A 14777-nucleotide genomic window follows, 5' to 3' on the forward strand; every position below is an offset into this window, starting at 1 on the left:
GAATGCGATGACGAAGATCTGGAACCGCGACGGCTTCGTGGAAAACGATCCCTGGCTGATCGAAACGGAAGAAGTGAAAGCGACGGCGGAGCAGAAGCCCGTGCTGCCGCTCGCCGATTTTCTGGTTCGTGCCGCCGAAAGCAACGATATCGGCCTCGGCGTTCTTATCACGCCCGCCGACGATGTGACGCGGCTCGGACCCTATCTCGACCGTATCGACCTTGTCGCCATAAGCTTCCCGGCCTTCAATGACGGTCGCGGTTTCAGCCACGCTTCGCTGCTGCGCAGCCGTCTCGGTTTTGCGGGCGAGGTGAGGGCGGTTGGCGACGTCCTGATCGATCAGGTGCCGCTGATGCTTCGTACCGGCTTCACCAGCTTTGCAGTGACGAACGGCACGGCCATCCGCCGCCTGTCCGAAAATCGCTTGCCGGAAATTCCGGTTTATTACCAGCCGACGGCCAAGCCGGCGAGCGGCGGTGAGGCCTATAGCTGGCGTCGTCGTGCGTCTCTATGACACGTTGCGTGGAAATATGAGTTTTTGATACATATTTCCTACGCACATGGCAGTATTGACATTCTCATGCCTTCAAACCGGAGCAAAAATGGTATAATTGCCCGGTCGGAGAATGTCGCATCGAATAAGAATGGACGGAACCTGAAATGAACGCGCCAGCCAAGACGGAAGATTTCGCGATCAAGATACCTGACGGTGTTTACGCCGAGACGGTTTTATCGGTGGAACACTATACCGACCACCTGTTCCGTTTCCGCATGACGCGCCCGGCCGGCTTCCGTTTCCGTTCCGGCGAATTCGCCATGATCGGCCTGATGGTCGGCGACAAGCCGATCTACCGCGCCTATTCCATCGCCAGCCCTGCCTGGGACGAGGAACTGGAATTCTTCTCGATCAAGGTTCCGAACGGTCCGCTGACATCGCATCTTCAGGCGATCAAGCCCGGCGATACGGTGCTGATGCGCAAGAAGCCGACAGGCACGCTGGTTCTGGATGCGCTGACGCCCGGCAGACGGCTTTACATGTTCTCCACCGGCACCGGCATAGCGCCTTTCGCGAGCCTGATCCGTGACCCCGAGACCTATGAGAAGTTTGAAGAGGTCATCCTCACCCATACCTGCCGTGATGTTGCAGAGCTGAAATACGGCTTCGATCTGGTCGAGGAAATCCGTAACCACGAATTCCTGAACGAAATCGTCGGCGACAAGCTGAAGCATTATGCGACCGTCACCCGCGAAGATTACCCCTTCAAGGGCCGTATCACCACGCTGATCGAGAACGGCAAGCTGTTTGCGGATCTCGGCGTTCCGGCGCTCGATCCTGAAATCGATCGCGGCATGATCTGCGGCTCCTCGGCGATGCTGAAGGACACCAAGGAGCTTCTGGAAAAGGCCGGTCTGAACGAAGGCGCCAACAACAAGCCCGCCGAATTCGTGATCGAGCGCGCTTTCGTCGGTTGATCCCATAAAAGCTACGAGATTTCAGGAGGCCGTCAGGCCTCCTTTTTGTTTGCGCCTTCAGTGCCGGTGGTGAGAGGCGTCGTCGTCATCCTGTTTCGGCGCTATCTCGTTGCGATAGAGAAGAAAAAGCCCGATGGCGATAGCGGCAATGCCGCCGCCGACGAGATGCGACAGCGAATAACCGCCCTTCGTCACCAGCCAGCCTGCGACGACATTGCTGAACGATGCGCCGATACCCTGAACCATCATGACGCTGGCAAGGCCGACATTAAAACGACCGGTGCCCTTCAAAATCCTCTCCACCGCAACCGGGGTGACGATGCCGAGCAGGCCGGCGCCAACGCCATCGAGAAACTGCACCGGGAAAATCACCCAGAAATCCGAAAAGGCCGAGGCGAGGAGGCCGCGTATCGGCAACGCGATCAGCGCGATGATGAAAACGGTCGAGAGACCGAAACGGCGTATCAGCCATGGGGCCATTGCGGCGACGAAGATCATCGCGAATTGCGCGACGCCGGTAATGATGGCGGTGGTGCGGAAGGGCGTCTGCAGTTCGATGGCGAAATCCTGCGCGATCAACCGGCCCATCGGCGCGTTGCCGAAGTGGAAAACAAGCAGAATGATGGCGAGAAAGATCAGCCCGCGTTCGTGCATCAGCACCCTGATGCCGGACGGCCCCGGCTCTCCCTTGTCTTCGGCAAGGCCACGCGCAACCTTGTGATCAATCCTATCGGGATCAATGGCCGCCGTAGCGAGCAGGGCGCCTGCAGCTGTCAGCAGCATCAGACCGATTATCCCGTTCATGCCGAAGAACGTTACGACCACATAAGTCGCGAAAAGCGACGCAAAATTACCACCGTGGTTCCAGAACTCATTGCGCGAAATCTGGTGGGAAAACAGTCGCTCGCCGACAAGGCCGAGTGTGAGGCCGGCAAGCGCGGGACCGACCACTGCGCCAACCACCGCCGTCATGATCTGGCCGGTCCAGACGATCCAAACATCCGGAAAGATCAGCGTGATCAACGCCCCGACGGTCACGAGAACAACGGGGATGGCAATCAGCGTTCGTTTCCACGTCGTCCCATCCACCAGCGCGCCGCAGAGCGGTGTGGCAAGCAGACCGACGAGGCCACCGACCGTGGCGATCATGCCCAACGAAAGCGAAGACCAGCCCTGTGTCGCCAGAAATGCATCCAGAAACGGCCCGAGGCCGTCACGGGCATCGGCAAGGAAAAAATTCAGCGCTGCAAGGGCAAAAAGCGTGCGGTCTGAGATACCACCGCTACGCGGCAAGCCACCGGAAGGAAGTCCGCCGGGTGGTGCCGAAACGCCGATTGTCGTCATGAAATATGCTCCGAAAAATATGCAAGAGGGAATGGGAATTAATTGAGGCTGGCGAAAAACATCTGTGCCCGCATTTGGTTGCATTGGCACGACATGAGGATAAATCCTAGATGTTTTTGGTCGCTGCAAAGTCGGCTGGAGGAACGTTTAACGGTACTCGTGAGTTAGTCTTCGTGGAAAAACGGATACGCGCCATGAAGATCAAGGTTTTTGCAGTTTTATTTTCGGCCGCATTGCTCGGCACGCAGCCCGCACATGCGGACGAACGCGCATTTCTCTCATCGCTGAAAGGCACATGGGCAGGCAAGGGAACCGTGATTACCCGGATAGGCACGCCGCCGATCAATGTGAGTTGCACACTGAACTCCAATGCGGGGGCATCGTCGCTCTACATGTCCGGCACTTGCCGCGGCCTTCTCGTGGTAAGGCGGGCAATCGCTGCCGATCTGTCGGAGAAAGGCGGACGCTACAGTGGCGCCTATACTGGGCCTTCCGGCCGCCCATCCGCACTTTCCGGCACAAGACAGGGAAACGCCATAAATCTGACAGTGCGATGGAACCGGGATATCAACGGCGATCGCATTGCTGCCATGACCATTGAAAAGATTGGAGCCAACGGTCTGCGGCTGCGCACCACCGATAAGGACGGCAGGACCGGCAAGACGGTGGTGACGAGCGATATCCGGCTCGTTCGCTAAGTCAGCGGTGAGACAATGACGGATGGGCGGCTCGGGTTTCTAGTGGAATTCGAGCAGCAGGGGGCAATGGTCCGAAACTTCCGGCTGCCTCACCACATCGAAAAGATCGATCTGCACGGCTGGATTGACCAGCATGTAATCCGCATAACGGTTCGCTTTGGCATAATGTGAGGTCCGGGTGTCCGTAAAGCCGCGTGTCGTGACGAGTTCGGTGAGTTCCAGTTCCTTCAGCACAGCGAAGGTCTCGCTGTCAGGCAGGACATTAAAATCACCGCAGACGATGATCCGGTCGCCATCCTCAGCAATGTTTTTGACAAGTTGTAAGAGGCGTTTTGCCTGCGCCAGACGGGCGGGGATATCGTGTTTGCCGCTGAGGTCGCGCAATCCGTGCATATGGGCGATGACGGCCGGCTGACCGGTGGTGAAGTCGAAAACCCTCACGGCGTGGCCCGTGCGCGACCGTGGATGATCTCCATATCCGTCCGCGGAAAAAGTGCCGTGCACGAACCCTTGCGCCTGCGCAACGATGGCGATGGATTTGCGCACAAAGGTCGCCAGCCCCCATTGGGAAGGATATCTAATCTCGCCGTGCCAGAGATCACCCTGCGCCGCCGGACAGAAGATCGCGAGGTGATCCGGCAAGGCCTCGGCGATTTCGTGAAAGAAGTTTGCCCTCTGCGGCAGGTCGATGCCGTGATCGCGGTAGCTCAGCCAGTCCTCAAAGGCAGTCGGCGTGCGCACCACCTCCTGCAGGCAGAGAATATCGGGATCGGATGAGGAGATATAGGGAACAATCTCGTCATGAAGCTTTCCGCCCCAACCATTCAGGCAAATCACACGCATTCCCGCTCCATCGTGGCTTGTTTGCGGCATCCGTTCTAGCATGGAACGTGTGGTGAGCAATCGTGTGTGGCGGGGCCGCGAAACGTTGCTGTCGTAAAGGAAAAGGCCCGGATCGCTCCGGGCCTCTGCATGTGCCAGTCGCCTGCCATTTCGTTATATTACATCTTCGGCAGCAACACCTTGTCGATGACATGAATGACGCCGTTGGATTGCTTGACGTCGGCGATGGTGACGTGAGCAACCGTACCATTCTCATCCGTCAATGTAATTTTGCCCTTGCTTTCCTTGGCCTTCAGCACACAGCCGCCAACAGTCTTCACGTCATGTTCGCCTTTGTCGTCCTTGATCATTTTTTCGATGGCAGGTGACAGTGCATTGGCGGCAACCACGTGACAGGTCAGCACTTTGACCAGCTTCTCCTTGTTCTCCGGCTTGAGAAGATCGTCGACCGCGCCCTTCGGAAGGGCTGCGAAAGCTTCGTTGGTCGGCGCGAAGACCGTAAACGGACCTTTGCCCTGAAGCGTTTCGACAAGACCCGCGGCCTTCACCGCTGCGACGAGCGTGGTGTGGTCTTTCGAGTTCACCGCATTTTCAACGATGTTCTTGTTCTCGAACATCGCGGCGCCGCCAACATTGGGGTTCGCGGCATAAGCGGAAACCATGCCGATGGAAAGAGCAGCGGCCAGCGTCAGGGCGCGAACAGAAACTTTGTGCATCATTATTCCTCCTTGGTGACATTCAAAGCCCCGAAAGGAAGCCCTTCCAGCGGCCGCTATCGGTCATCCGTAGCGACACAAGAGACGGAGGTTTGTCCAGCCAAGTTTCAATCAAGCGAAGAAAAATGATAAATATTTGATTTTTATAGTGTTTAACTGCGTGCGTATCAGAGCCGACATGCAGGCGCTCAGCGATTTTGGATTGCCCGCCGGTGGCACCAGCCATTTCTGATATAAAAAAAGCCCGGATCGATCCGGGCTTTTGTCTTGAGCAAAGCGTAACTTACTCAGCCGCTTCGGCGTAAGCCTCCATCGGCGGGCAGGTGCAGATGAGGTTGCGGTCGCCATAGACGTTATCGATACGGTTGACCGGCGACCAGTATTTGTCGATGCGGAAGGCGCCGGGCGGGAAGCAGCCCTTTTCGCGGCTATAGGGACGATCCCATTCGCCGACCAGATCTTCCACGGTGTGCGGTGCGTTCTTCAACGGGTTGTTGGTCTTGTCCGCACGGCCTTCCTCGATGTCGCGGGCTTCCTCGCGGATCGCCAGCATGGCATCGCAGAAACGGTCGATTTCTGCCTTGGTCTCGGATTCCGTCGGCTCGATCATCAGCGTGCCGGCAACCGGCCAGCTCATGGTCGGTGCGTGGAAACCGCAGTCGATCAAGCGCTTGGCGACATCGTCCACCGTCACGCCGCAGCTATCTGCGAGCGGTCGGGTGTCGATGATGCACTCATGCGCCACACGTCCGGTCTCAGACTTGTAGAGCACGTCGTAAGCACCCTTCAGCCGTTCGGCGATGTAGTTGGCGTTTAGGATCGCAACCTTGGTCGCCTGCGTCAGCCCTTCACCACCCATCATCAGGCAATAGCTCCAGGAAATCGGCAGGATCGATGGCGAGCCAAAAGGAGCGGCAGACACCGCACCCTCGCGTCCGTCCGTCGCCGGATGACCGGGAAGATAGGGAGCGAGATGCGCCTTGACGCCGATCGGCCCCATGCCCGGGCCACCGCCGCCATGCGGAATGCAGAAGGTCTTGTGCAGGTTGAGGTGCGACACGTCGGAGCCGATATCGCCAGGACGGGCAAGGCCCACCATGGCGTTCATGTTGGCGCCATCCAGATAGACCTGGCCGCCGTGCTTGTGGGTGATCTCGCAGATTTCGCGAACCGTCTCCTCAAACACGCCGTGTGTGGACGGATAGGTGATCATGCAGCACGAGAGGTTTTCCGCGTACTGCTCTGCTTTTGCACGGAAATCATCGATATCGATGTCCCCGTTATCACGCACTTTCACCGGCACGACTTTCATGCCGACCATCTGCGCCGAGGCGGGGTTGGTGCCATGCGCCGAGGTGGGAATGAGGCAGACGTCACGATGTGTGCCGCGATTGGCGAGGTGATAGTTGCGGATCGTCAGAAGCCCCGCATATTCCCCTTGCGCGCCGGAATTCGGCTGCATGGAGAAGGCATCGTAGCCGGTGACCAAGCACAGTTTTTCCGAGAGATCGTCGATCATCTCCTTGTAACCGAGCGCCTGATTGGCCGGCGCAAAAGGATGAATGTCGGAAAATTCCGGCCAGGTGATCGGCAGCATTTCCGCAGTTGCGTTCAGCTTCATGGTGCAGGAACCGAGCGGGATCATCGAGCGGTCGAGCGCCAGATCGCGGTCCGAAAGGCGGCGGATGTAACGGGTCATCTCGCTTTCGGCACGGTTCATGTGGAAGATCGGATGCGTCATGTACTGGCTGGTGCGCAGCAGCTCCTTCGGCAGGCGATATTCCGGCTCGAAATCCGAGATCGAGAAATTGCCGCCGAAAGCACGCCAGACGGCCTCAAGCGTTGCCGGGCGCGTGCGCTCGTCAAGGCTCATGCCGATCTTGGTGGCGCCGACCTTGCGCAGGTTCACACCTTCCGCCACGGCCGAGCGCAGGATGACGCCCTGCATGTGGCCGACTTCAACGGTGATCGTGTCGAAGAAGGTCTCCGGCTCGATGGTGTAGCCGAGCTTTTCCAGGCCCTTGGCCATCAGCACGGCCTTCTGGTGGGTCTGCTGGGCAATCGCCTTGATGCCCTGCGGGCCATGGAAGACGCCATACATGGAGGCCATGACGGCGAGCAGCACCTGCGCGGTGCAGATGTTCGACGTCGCCTTTTCGCGGCGGATATGCTGCTCGCGGGTCTGCAGCGACAGGCGATAGGCGCGGTTGCCGCGTGCATCGACGGAAACGCCGACCAGACGGCCGGGCATGGAACGCTTATGCGCATCCTTTACGGCCATGTAGGCCGCATGCGGACCGCCGTAACCGACCGGAACGCCGAAACGCTGCGAGGTGCCGATGGCGATATCCGCACCCATTTCGCCGGGAGACTTCAGGAGCGTGAGCGCCAGAAGATCGGCGGCGACGGCGGCAATCGCGCCCGTCTGGTGCAGGCGGGAAATCAGGCCGGAGAAATCGCTGACATGGCCGTGCGTGCCCGGATACTGGAAGATCGCGCCGAACACATCGACCGGGTCGAGATCGGTAAAGGGGTTGCCGACGATCACCTTCCAGCCGAGCGGGGCCGCGCGGGTCTCGATCAGCGCGATAGTCTGCGGATGGCAATTGGCGTCAACGAAGAAGGCGGTCGCCTTGGATTTCGCGACGCGCTGGCACATGGCCATGGCTTCGGCAGCCGCCGTCGCTTCATCGAGCAGCGATGCGTTGGCAACATCGAGACCGGTCAGATCGCAGACCATGGTCTGGTAGTTCAGCAGCGCCTCAAGGCGACCCTGGCTGATTTCCGGTTGATAGGGCGTATAGGCCGTGTACCAGGCCGGGTTTTCCAGAATATTGCGCTGGATGACCGGCGGCGTGATGGTGCCGTAATAACCCTGGCCGATAAGCGAGGTCAGCACCTGGTTCTTGTTGGCCGTTTCACGAAGACGGTCGAGCGCCTCGCGTTCGGTCAGCGTGGCACCCCAGGTCAGCGGCACCTTCTGGCGGATGGAAGAGGGAACGGTGGCGTCGATCAGGGCGTCGAGGCTCTTATAGCCAACGACCTTCAGCATCTCGGCCATTTCCGACGGCGACGGCCCGATGTGACGCCGGTTGGCGAAATCATAGGGCTGATAGTCGGTGAAATGGAATTCGGTGGGCGTCGTCATTACGCGATCAGCTCCTTGTAGGCTGCTTCATCGAGCAGCGTATCGGCATCTGCGGCGTTGGAAAGCTTGAGCTTGAAGAACCAGCCGGCGCCCTGCGGGTCGGAATTGACCAGCGAGGGGTCATCGACGATGGCCTGGTTGATTTCCACCACTTCGCCATCCAGCGGACAATAGACGTCGGAAGCCGCCTTGACGGATTCAACGGTTGCCGCGTCGCCATCCTTGGAGAAGGTGGCGCCCACTTCCGGTAATTCGACAAAAACGAGATCGCCAAGCTGTTCAGCGGCGTGGCTGGTGATGCCAACGGTGGCGATATCGCCTTCGAACTTCAGCCATTCGTGTTCTGCGGTAAATTTCAGCATCGTATTCTCTCCGGAGATGGGATGAAGATTATCGTTTATAGGTGGGCTTGATGAAGGGCAGGGCGGCGACGGTGACGGGCAGATATTTGCCGCGCACTTCCGCGAAAATCGCCGTACCGGGAGCAGCGTGGGAAACAGGCACGTAACCCATGGCGACGGGACCTTCGACCGAGGGACCGAAACCGCCCGAGGTCACTTCACCGATCTCCGTCTTGCCTTCGGCATCCGCAAACAGCTTCGAATGGCCGCGCACCGGCGCCTTGCCTTCTGGCTTCAGGCCGACGCGGCGGCGCGATGTGCCGTCTTTCAGTTCGCCGAGAATACGCTCCGCGCCAGGAAAACCGCCCTCGCGGTCTCCACCGGCGCGGCGCGCTTTCTGGATCGCCCATTCGAGCGAGGCTTCGATGGGGGAGGTCGTAGTGTCGATATCGTTGCCGTAGAGACAAAGGCCGGCTTCGAGGCGCAGGCTGTCGCGCGCACCAAGCCCGATGGCATCGCAATCGGGATGTTCGAGCAGGGCTTTGGCAATTTCTTCGGCCTTGTCGGCCGGTACGGAAATCTCAAAGCCGTCTTCACCGGAATAACCGGAGCGCGAGACGATGCACGGCACGTCATGCAGCGGCACTTCCTGCACATCCATGAATTTCATTTCCGAGACGCCGGCCCAGAGTTCAGCCAGAACGGCCTCCGCGCGCGGTCCCTGAAGCGCGATGAGCGCCCGGTCATCGAGAAGCGTTATCTCGCAGCTGTCTGAAAGATGCGCCTTCATATGGGCGACGTCGGCATCCTTGCAGGCGGCGTTGACGACGACAAAAAGATGATCGCCGCGATTGGTGATCATCAGGTCGTCGAGAATGCCGCCGTTTTCGTCGGTGAAGAAACCGTAACGCTGGCGGCCTTCCTTCAGGCCGAGAATATCCACCGGCACCAGCTTTTCCAGAGCGATCGCGGCATCTTCATTGTTGCCGGACTTCGCCTTCACGATTACCTGGCCCATATGGGACACGTCGAAGAGGCCGGCGGAGGTGCGGGTCTGGAGATGTTCCTTCAGAACACCGGCCGGATATTGCACCGGCATGTCGTAACCGGCAAAGGGCACCATGCGGGCGCCAAGCGAAATGTGCAGGGAATTGAGCGGCGTGATTTGAAGCTCGGCGGTATCGTCCAAGGACGCCTCCAGGGTTGCGCGAAAGATCGCGCGGGCTCAGGTCATGGCGCAAAAACGCGCCGGTTCAAGAGCCCCCTCTGTCCTTGTCGCCTGAGATTGTTATCCCTTCGGCGAGCCGTCCTTATGAAAGGTGGCTTCTCTCCAGAGTTCCGTCGTCACCGCTGGTCCTTTTGCCTGAGAGTTTCCGGGGCGGTTGCTCCTTCGGCACCGCAATGAAGCGGTTTCTCCCAACGATGATGCGACGCTCATTATCTTCGAAGACCCGTTATTGGCAAGGACCAAATGACGCATCTGAACAGATTCTTGCTCCATCTGCGCCATCGGTGCAGCGATCTGCGGCGACAGATGGTCTTGGCGGCTTTCTTCAGTCGGATTTTTTCTCCGGCAAACCCTTGCGTTTCGTCGATGCGAAATCCTCAAGTTCCTTTTCTGTCATGGACTTCTCCATGCTTTTTGAAGCACCTTTTAAACTGGATTTCTTCATTTCTCCGCGTTTGGCCGCCAGTGCGGCGCCCGCCGCTTTCTGCTGGGCCTTCGATTTGGCTGGCATTGTCGGGCCTCCCTTGAACGATGATTCCGGCAGGAAAATGCCGCCTTGCATCTATTGTTCCCTTGCGACGGTCTGGCCTGCGGCAAAATTCCCCTTTGAAATCGGAGAGAAACAGGGATATCGCCTAGAACATGGATGCAAATCGAAAAAGACGGTTGATGGGGATGGAGAAAATGCTTCGCATTTTCTGCGCGACCCTGATGTTGTCCCTCGGTTTCGCCCACAAGCCGGCACTTGCCGCAGCACCCGCCGTTGCGCTGGATGAGAGTTACCGGCTGCCGGACGGCACCTTCGCGGAAATCTGCCTTGGCCATGGCAACGGCGTCAATGCTCCCCATACCAAGGAAGGCCCCGCCCATTCCGGCGACGCCATCCTGTTTTGCGAGGCCTGCCTGCTCGCCTCGTCCATTCTTCTGCCGATGCCCGATACGGCTGGCTGGCTGAAGACGGAATTTGCCTGGCTCGACAACCGCCTGCCTGCGGAATGGAGCTTCCGCTCCGTGCTGACGATCCAGAAGCCCGCCGCGCGCGGCCCGCCATCCCTGTCCGCCTGATTTTTCGTTTTACGGGATCATCGCCGCCTTTGGCGGCACGGAGCGGCTGCGCGGACCCAGAGGGATAGCAGCCGCAGGGACAAGCAAATGAAAACCACCAAGATCATCACCTGCAGCCTTTTCGTCGCCTCGGTTTCGACCGCGCAGGCATTCGCCCACGCCACATTCGTTGAGGGGTCGGCCGAACAGGAAAGCACCGTCGTTGCTGCCCTCCAGGTGCCGCATGGCTGCGAAGGCGGGCTCGCCACCACCGAGGTTCAGATCAAGCTGCCGGAAGGATTCATTTCCGCCAAGCCGCAGCCCAAGGCTGGCTGGGAACTGGAGGTCATCAAGGGAGACTACCAGAAGGCCTACAAGAACCACGGCAAGGAGATTAAAAGCGGACCGCTCGAAATCCGCTGGAAGGGCGGTAACCTGCCGGATGAATTCTACGACACCTTCGCCGTGCAGGGAAAAATCTCCGGTATAGAAGCGGGGCAGGAGCTGCCATTCAAGGTAACGCAGCTCTGCGGCGACAAGGGCAAGGTTTCCTGGGACGAAGTGGCAGCGGCCGGCGTCGATCCGCATTCCCTGAAAAGTCCCGCTCCCACCATTCGCGTTGCCGCAAAGGCCGCGCATGCCGGCGGCCATGATCACTCGGCCATGGATATGGATGTCGTGAAGGCCGGCAGCCTCGAAGTGTCGGACGGAACGACAAAGGCCATGCTGCCGGGCCAGCCCGTGGGCGGTGGATACGTGACCATCAAGAATGCCGGCGATAGTGACGACAAGCTGATCGGTGTCGAATCGTCGTCCGCCGGACGTGCCGAAATTCACGAGATGGCCATGGTCAACGACGTCATGAAAATGCGCAAGCTTGATGACGGCATCGTCATTCCCGCCGGCCAGACGGTGGAACTGAAGCCCGGCGGCCTGCACATGATGTTCTTTGATGTGAAGAAGCCCTTTGCCGAAGGCGACAAGGTGCCGGTAACGCTGATCTTCGAAAAGGCCGGCAAGGTGGAGATCGTGCTGTCCGCAGGCGCAGCCAAGGGCGGCGGCGACCACCAGCATAATTGACCGATAAAAAACGGCTACCGGAACGCGTGACAGGTCCGGTAGCCGCAAATTTTTATCTATCGTGTTTGTTCTTCAGCGCCGTGGCGGAAAAGGCAGGATGGCATTCGCCCACGTGATTTTCCGGAACTCGGTCGCAAATCTCTAGAAGATCAGTCTGACACCAGGCTGAATGCGGGGATCCCGCCTATATGTCGAGAAACTGAAGAAACCACATTAAAATATCTATATATAAACTTGATTTATAAGTTACTTTCAGATTTCGAGGTGAGGCTGTTTTCCTCGTAGGCCTCCACGGCCTGCTCCAGTGTCGCCTGTGGCTCCTGGCGCTGGCTGCTTGCTATCAGGAAATAGAGGGTGAGGGCCGGCGGCTTGATCGTCGTCATCAGGCCCCTGAGCTGGAAGTCATCCCCGTGTTCGGCCTTGCGCGCCAGTTCGTGAATGGCCTCTTCAACCTCGCTCTTGCGCGGCACGCGTTGCGGCGGCTTCATGGCCTCCAGCGCATAGGCCGCTGTATTCGCGGAAACGGAAAGAACCTGTGTCATCGAACCTCCGGCCATCTTCGCCGACCCTGAAAAACCAGAGATTAACAGCTGCCCATTGTTGGAAGGCTAAATCGCACAGCTGCAATTTAATCGTATTTTAATAGCCGAAAGCGCCGGGCAAAGGGGTTTCGTCGGCGGTTCCCGTGGTCTAAAAATGTCCTGGGCCGTTCGGTCCGACGATTTCTTCCGGAGACACAATTCCCCATGATCAATATCGCCCTTGTCGCCGCAGGCGGCGCAATCGGTTCCGTTTTCCGTTATCTGGTCGGGGTCTGGAGCATGCGGTTGGCCGGACCGAATTTTCCCTGGGGAACCCTTGCTGTCAATGTGGTCGGATCTTTCCTGATCGGTCTGCTGGTCGAGCTTGTGGCGCGGAGGCTGAACGCCTCGATGGAAATGCGCCTGTTTCTCGTCACCGGCGTGCTCGGAGGGTTCACCACATTCTCGTCCTTCTCACTCGATGCGGTCGCGCTGTTCGAACGCGGCGCGCTCGGGCTGTCGGCCGTTTACGTGCTTGCAAGCCTTGCGGTTTCCATCGCGGCGGTTTTCGCCGGGCTGGCCTTGGGCCGCAGTTTGTTCTAAAGGCTTGGTCCAAACGGCGCGCTGACGAATAGGGCGCGCGATCAGGACAGAAAGACTGGAAATTTCATGGCAGGTATCGAGCATATCAAGGTCGGGGCCGACGAGGCCGGTATGCGCCTCGATCGCTGGTTCAAGATTCATTATCCGGGACTTGGTTTCGGGCAGCTGCAGAAGCTTCTGCGCTCCGGCCAGGTGCGTGTGGATGGCGGCCGGGTGAAGACGGATGCACGCGTGCAACCGGGACAGATGGTGCGCGTACCGCCGGTCGATTCCGATCTCAAGGTCAAGAGCGGCCCGATCGGATCGAAGGACCTCAAGCATTCCGAAGATGGCGAGCTTCTGGCGCGCATGCTCTTGCATGAGGACGACAAGGTCTTCGTTTTCAACAAGCCGGCCGGCATTGCCGTGCAGGGCGGCTCCGGCGTCACCCGGCATATTGACGGCCTGCTGGAAGCCTGGACCAACCAGAAGGGCGAAAAGCCGCGTCTGGTGCACCGCCTCGACCGCGATACGTCGGGCGTGCTGGTGGTTGCCCGCACCCGCGGTGCTGCGCAGAAGCTGACCGCCGCCTTCCGCGAACGCGATACCAAGAAGACCTATTGGGCGCTGGTCAAGGGCGTGCCGCGCAAGCATCAGGACAAGATTTCCACCTGGCTGGTCAAGGAACAGACGATGGATGGCGATCGCATGCGTATTGCCAAGCATGGCGAGGAGGGGGCCGATCACGCCGTTTCCTATTACCGCGTCATCGATACCGCCGCGCAGAACCTCGCCTGGCTGGAGATGGAACCCTATACCGGCCGCACCCATCAGCTTCGCGTTCATGCGCTGCATATGGGCCATCCGATCATCGGCGATCCGAAATATTATATCGACGATCCGAACTGGGATTTCCCGGGCGGCATCCAGAAGCGCCTGCATCTCCACGCACGTCACATCGACATTCCGCATCCGAATGGCGGCCGGCTTCGGGTCAGCGCACCCCTGCCGCCGCATATGGTACAGACCTGGAACCTGCTCGGTCTCGACGTGGCCGATGGCGATAGGGAAGACTGACAGCCCATGAAACTCGTTCTTTTCGATTGCGACGGCACGCTGGTGGATAGCGCCGGCCTGATCCATGCCGTCATGTCCGATACTTTCGCTGATTTCGGCAAGCCGCGCCCCGATATCTCCGAAACCAAGGCGATCATTGGCCTGACGCTGGATATCGCCATCGCCCGCATGCTGGGCAAGGCGCATGTGGATGATGAAGCGAAGGCGATGACGGAACGTTACAGGGAACTCTATCATCCCCTGCGGGAGCGGCCGGAAATGACCGTACCGCTTTTCGACGGTATCGCCACGCTGATCGATACGCTTTCGAAACGCGACGATGTGCTGATCGGCGCGGTGACAGGCAAGGGTCGGCGCGGTCTTGCCCATATCCTGCAGACCCACGGCCTTGCCGATCACTTCGTCGTTTCTCGCACGGCGGATGATTGCCCCTCAAAGCCGCATCCAGCCATGGTGATGGAATGCTGCCATGAAACCGGCATGGTTCCGGCCGATACTGTCGTTATCGGCGATGCGATCTATGACATGCAAATGGCCAAGGCTGCGGGCGCGAAAGCAATCGGTGTCGCCTGGGGTTATGCCTCGGTCGACGATCTATGGAAGGCGAGCGCGGATGCGGTCGTCAGCCACCCGCGCGAAATTCCGGCCTATATTCCGGGCAATATTACTGAATGACCCTTTC

16 protein-coding genes and 1 riboswitch are annotated in these 14777 nt (G+C 59.0%); of the genes, 8 read left to right on the forward strand and 8 right to left on the reverse strand.

The genetic code is table 11. From position 1 onward, the window contains the following. Nucleotides 1-7: 7 nt before the first annotated feature. Together FGF54_RS05785 and FGF54_RS05790 are read left to right on the forward strand one after the other, a co-directional pair. Nucleotides 8-514, forward strand: coding sequence for a DUF934 domain-containing protein (locus FGF54_RS05785; RefSeq protein ID WP_078052953.1), 507 nt, complete (start codon nt 8-10; stop codon nt 512-514). Between the two features lie 146 nt (nt 515-660). Beyond that, entirely contained in the window at nt 661-1473 is an 813-nt protein-coding gene (locus FGF54_RS05790) for a ferredoxin--NADP reductase (RefSeq protein WP_035264028.1), read from the forward strand. 57 nt (nt 1474-1530) lie between these two features. Here the strand turns inward: FGF54_RS05790 and FGF54_RS05795 are convergent, their stop codons facing one another. Then, nucleotides 1531-2817 carry an MFS transporter gene (locus FGF54_RS05795; RefSeq protein WP_142779144.1) on the reverse strand — a complete coding sequence of 429 codons (1287 nt, stop codon included), beginning with the start codon at nt 2815-2817 and terminating at the stop codon, nt 1531-1533. Between the two features lie 194 nt (nt 2818-3011). On the opposite strand from FGF54_RS05795, the gene FGF54_RS05800 reads away from it, so the two are divergent. After that, entirely contained in the window at nt 3012-3515 is a 504-nt protein-coding gene (locus FGF54_RS05800) for a hypothetical protein (protein ID WP_142779145.1), read from the forward strand. A 39-nt stretch (nt 3516-3554) separates the two neighbouring features. Here FGF54_RS05800 and FGF54_RS05805 read toward each other — a convergent pair whose 3' ends face one another. The 6 genes from FGF54_RS05805 to FGF54_RS05830 form a co-directional block, all read right to left on the reverse strand. Beyond that, nucleotides 3555-4358 (reverse strand): endonuclease/exonuclease/phosphatase family protein, encoded by an 804-nt coding sequence (locus FGF54_RS05805; RefSeq protein ID WP_142779146.1) that lies wholly within the window; start codon nt 4356-4358, stop codon nt 3555-3557. 158 nt (nt 4359-4516) lie between these two features. Continuing rightward, nucleotides 4517-5074: a fasciclin domain-containing protein gene (locus FGF54_RS05810; protein WP_142780153.1), complete on the reverse strand. Its 558-nt coding sequence runs from the start codon at nt 5072-5074 to the stop codon at nt 4517-4519. 283 nt (nt 5075-5357) lie between these two features. Continuing rightward, nucleotides 5358-8222 (reverse strand): aminomethyl-transferring glycine dehydrogenase, encoded by a 2865-nt coding sequence (gcvP, locus tag FGF54_RS05815; protein WP_142779147.1) that lies wholly within the window; start codon nt 8220-8222, stop codon nt 5358-5360. After that, nucleotides 8222-8584, reverse strand: coding sequence for a glycine cleavage system protein GcvH (gene gcvH / locus FGF54_RS05820; protein ID WP_003502678.1), 363 nt, complete (start codon nt 8582-8584; stop codon nt 8222-8224). Before gcvH ends, gcvP begins: the two co-directional genes overlap by 1 nt. Before the next feature lie 28 nt (nt 8585-8612). Beyond that, nucleotides 8613-9752 (reverse strand): glycine cleavage system aminomethyltransferase GcvT, encoded by a 1140-nt coding sequence (gene gcvT, locus FGF54_RS05825; RefSeq protein ID WP_142779148.1) that lies wholly within the window; start codon nt 9750-9752, stop codon nt 8613-8615. Nucleotides 9753-9904: 152 nt separating this feature from the next. Continuing rightward, nucleotides 9905-9992: riboswitch (glycine riboswitch) on the reverse strand. 124 nt (nt 9993-10116) lie between these two features. Further along, nucleotides 10117-10302 (reverse strand): DUF3008 family protein, encoded by a 186-nt coding sequence (locus FGF54_RS05830; RefSeq protein ID WP_003523602.1) that lies wholly within the window; start codon nt 10300-10302, stop codon nt 10117-10119. Nucleotides 10303-10475: 173 nt separating this feature from the next. Between FGF54_RS05830 and FGF54_RS05835 the strand changes: the two genes are divergently transcribed. Both FGF54_RS05835 and FGF54_RS05840 read left to right on the forward strand, forming a co-directional pair. Continuing rightward, nucleotides 10476-10856, forward strand: a complete 381-nt coding sequence (locus FGF54_RS05835) for a hypothetical protein (protein ID WP_142779149.1) — start codon at nt 10476-10478, stop codon at nt 10854-10856. 87 nt (nt 10857-10943) lie between these two features. Beyond that, on the forward strand, nt 10944-11915 hold the full coding sequence (locus tag FGF54_RS05840) for a copper chaperone PCu(A)C (RefSeq protein WP_142779150.1): 972 nt from the start codon (nt 10944-10946) through the stop codon (nt 11913-11915). A 239-nt stretch (nt 11916-12154) separates the two neighbouring features. Here the strand turns inward: FGF54_RS05840 and FGF54_RS05845 are convergent, their stop codons facing one another. Beyond that, nucleotides 12155-12457: a hypothetical protein gene (locus tag FGF54_RS05845; protein WP_142779151.1), complete on the reverse strand. Its 303-nt coding sequence runs from the start codon at nt 12455-12457 to the stop codon at nt 12155-12157. A 204-nt stretch (nt 12458-12661) separates the two neighbouring features. Between FGF54_RS05845 and crcB the strand changes: the two genes are divergently transcribed. The 3 genes from crcB to FGF54_RS05860 all read left to right on the forward strand — a co-directional run bounded on the left by crcB (nt 12662) and on the right by FGF54_RS05860 (nt 14770). Further along, nucleotides 12662-13039 carry a fluoride efflux transporter CrcB gene (crcB, locus tag FGF54_RS05850; RefSeq protein WP_003523608.1) on the forward strand — a complete coding sequence of 126 codons (378 nt, stop codon included), beginning with the start codon at nt 12662-12664 and terminating at the stop codon, nt 13037-13039. A gap of 66 nt (nt 13040-13105) precedes the next feature. Next, nucleotides 13106-14095 carry an RluA family pseudouridine synthase gene (locus FGF54_RS05855; RefSeq protein ID WP_035264040.1) on the forward strand — a complete coding sequence of 330 codons (990 nt, stop codon included), beginning with the start codon at nt 13106-13108 and terminating at the stop codon, nt 14093-14095. Nucleotides 14096-14101: 6 nt separating this feature from the next. Beyond that, on the forward strand, nt 14102-14770 hold the full coding sequence (locus tag FGF54_RS05860) for an HAD family hydrolase (RefSeq protein WP_142779152.1): 669 nt from the start codon (nt 14102-14104) through the stop codon (nt 14768-14770). Nucleotides 14771-14777: the final 7 nt, after the last annotated feature.

This window comes from Agrobacterium sp. T29 (assembly GCF_006970545.1).
GTDB classification, from domain to species: Bacteria; Pseudomonadota; Alphaproteobacteria; order Rhizobiales; family Rhizobiaceae; genus Agrobacterium; species Agrobacterium leguminum.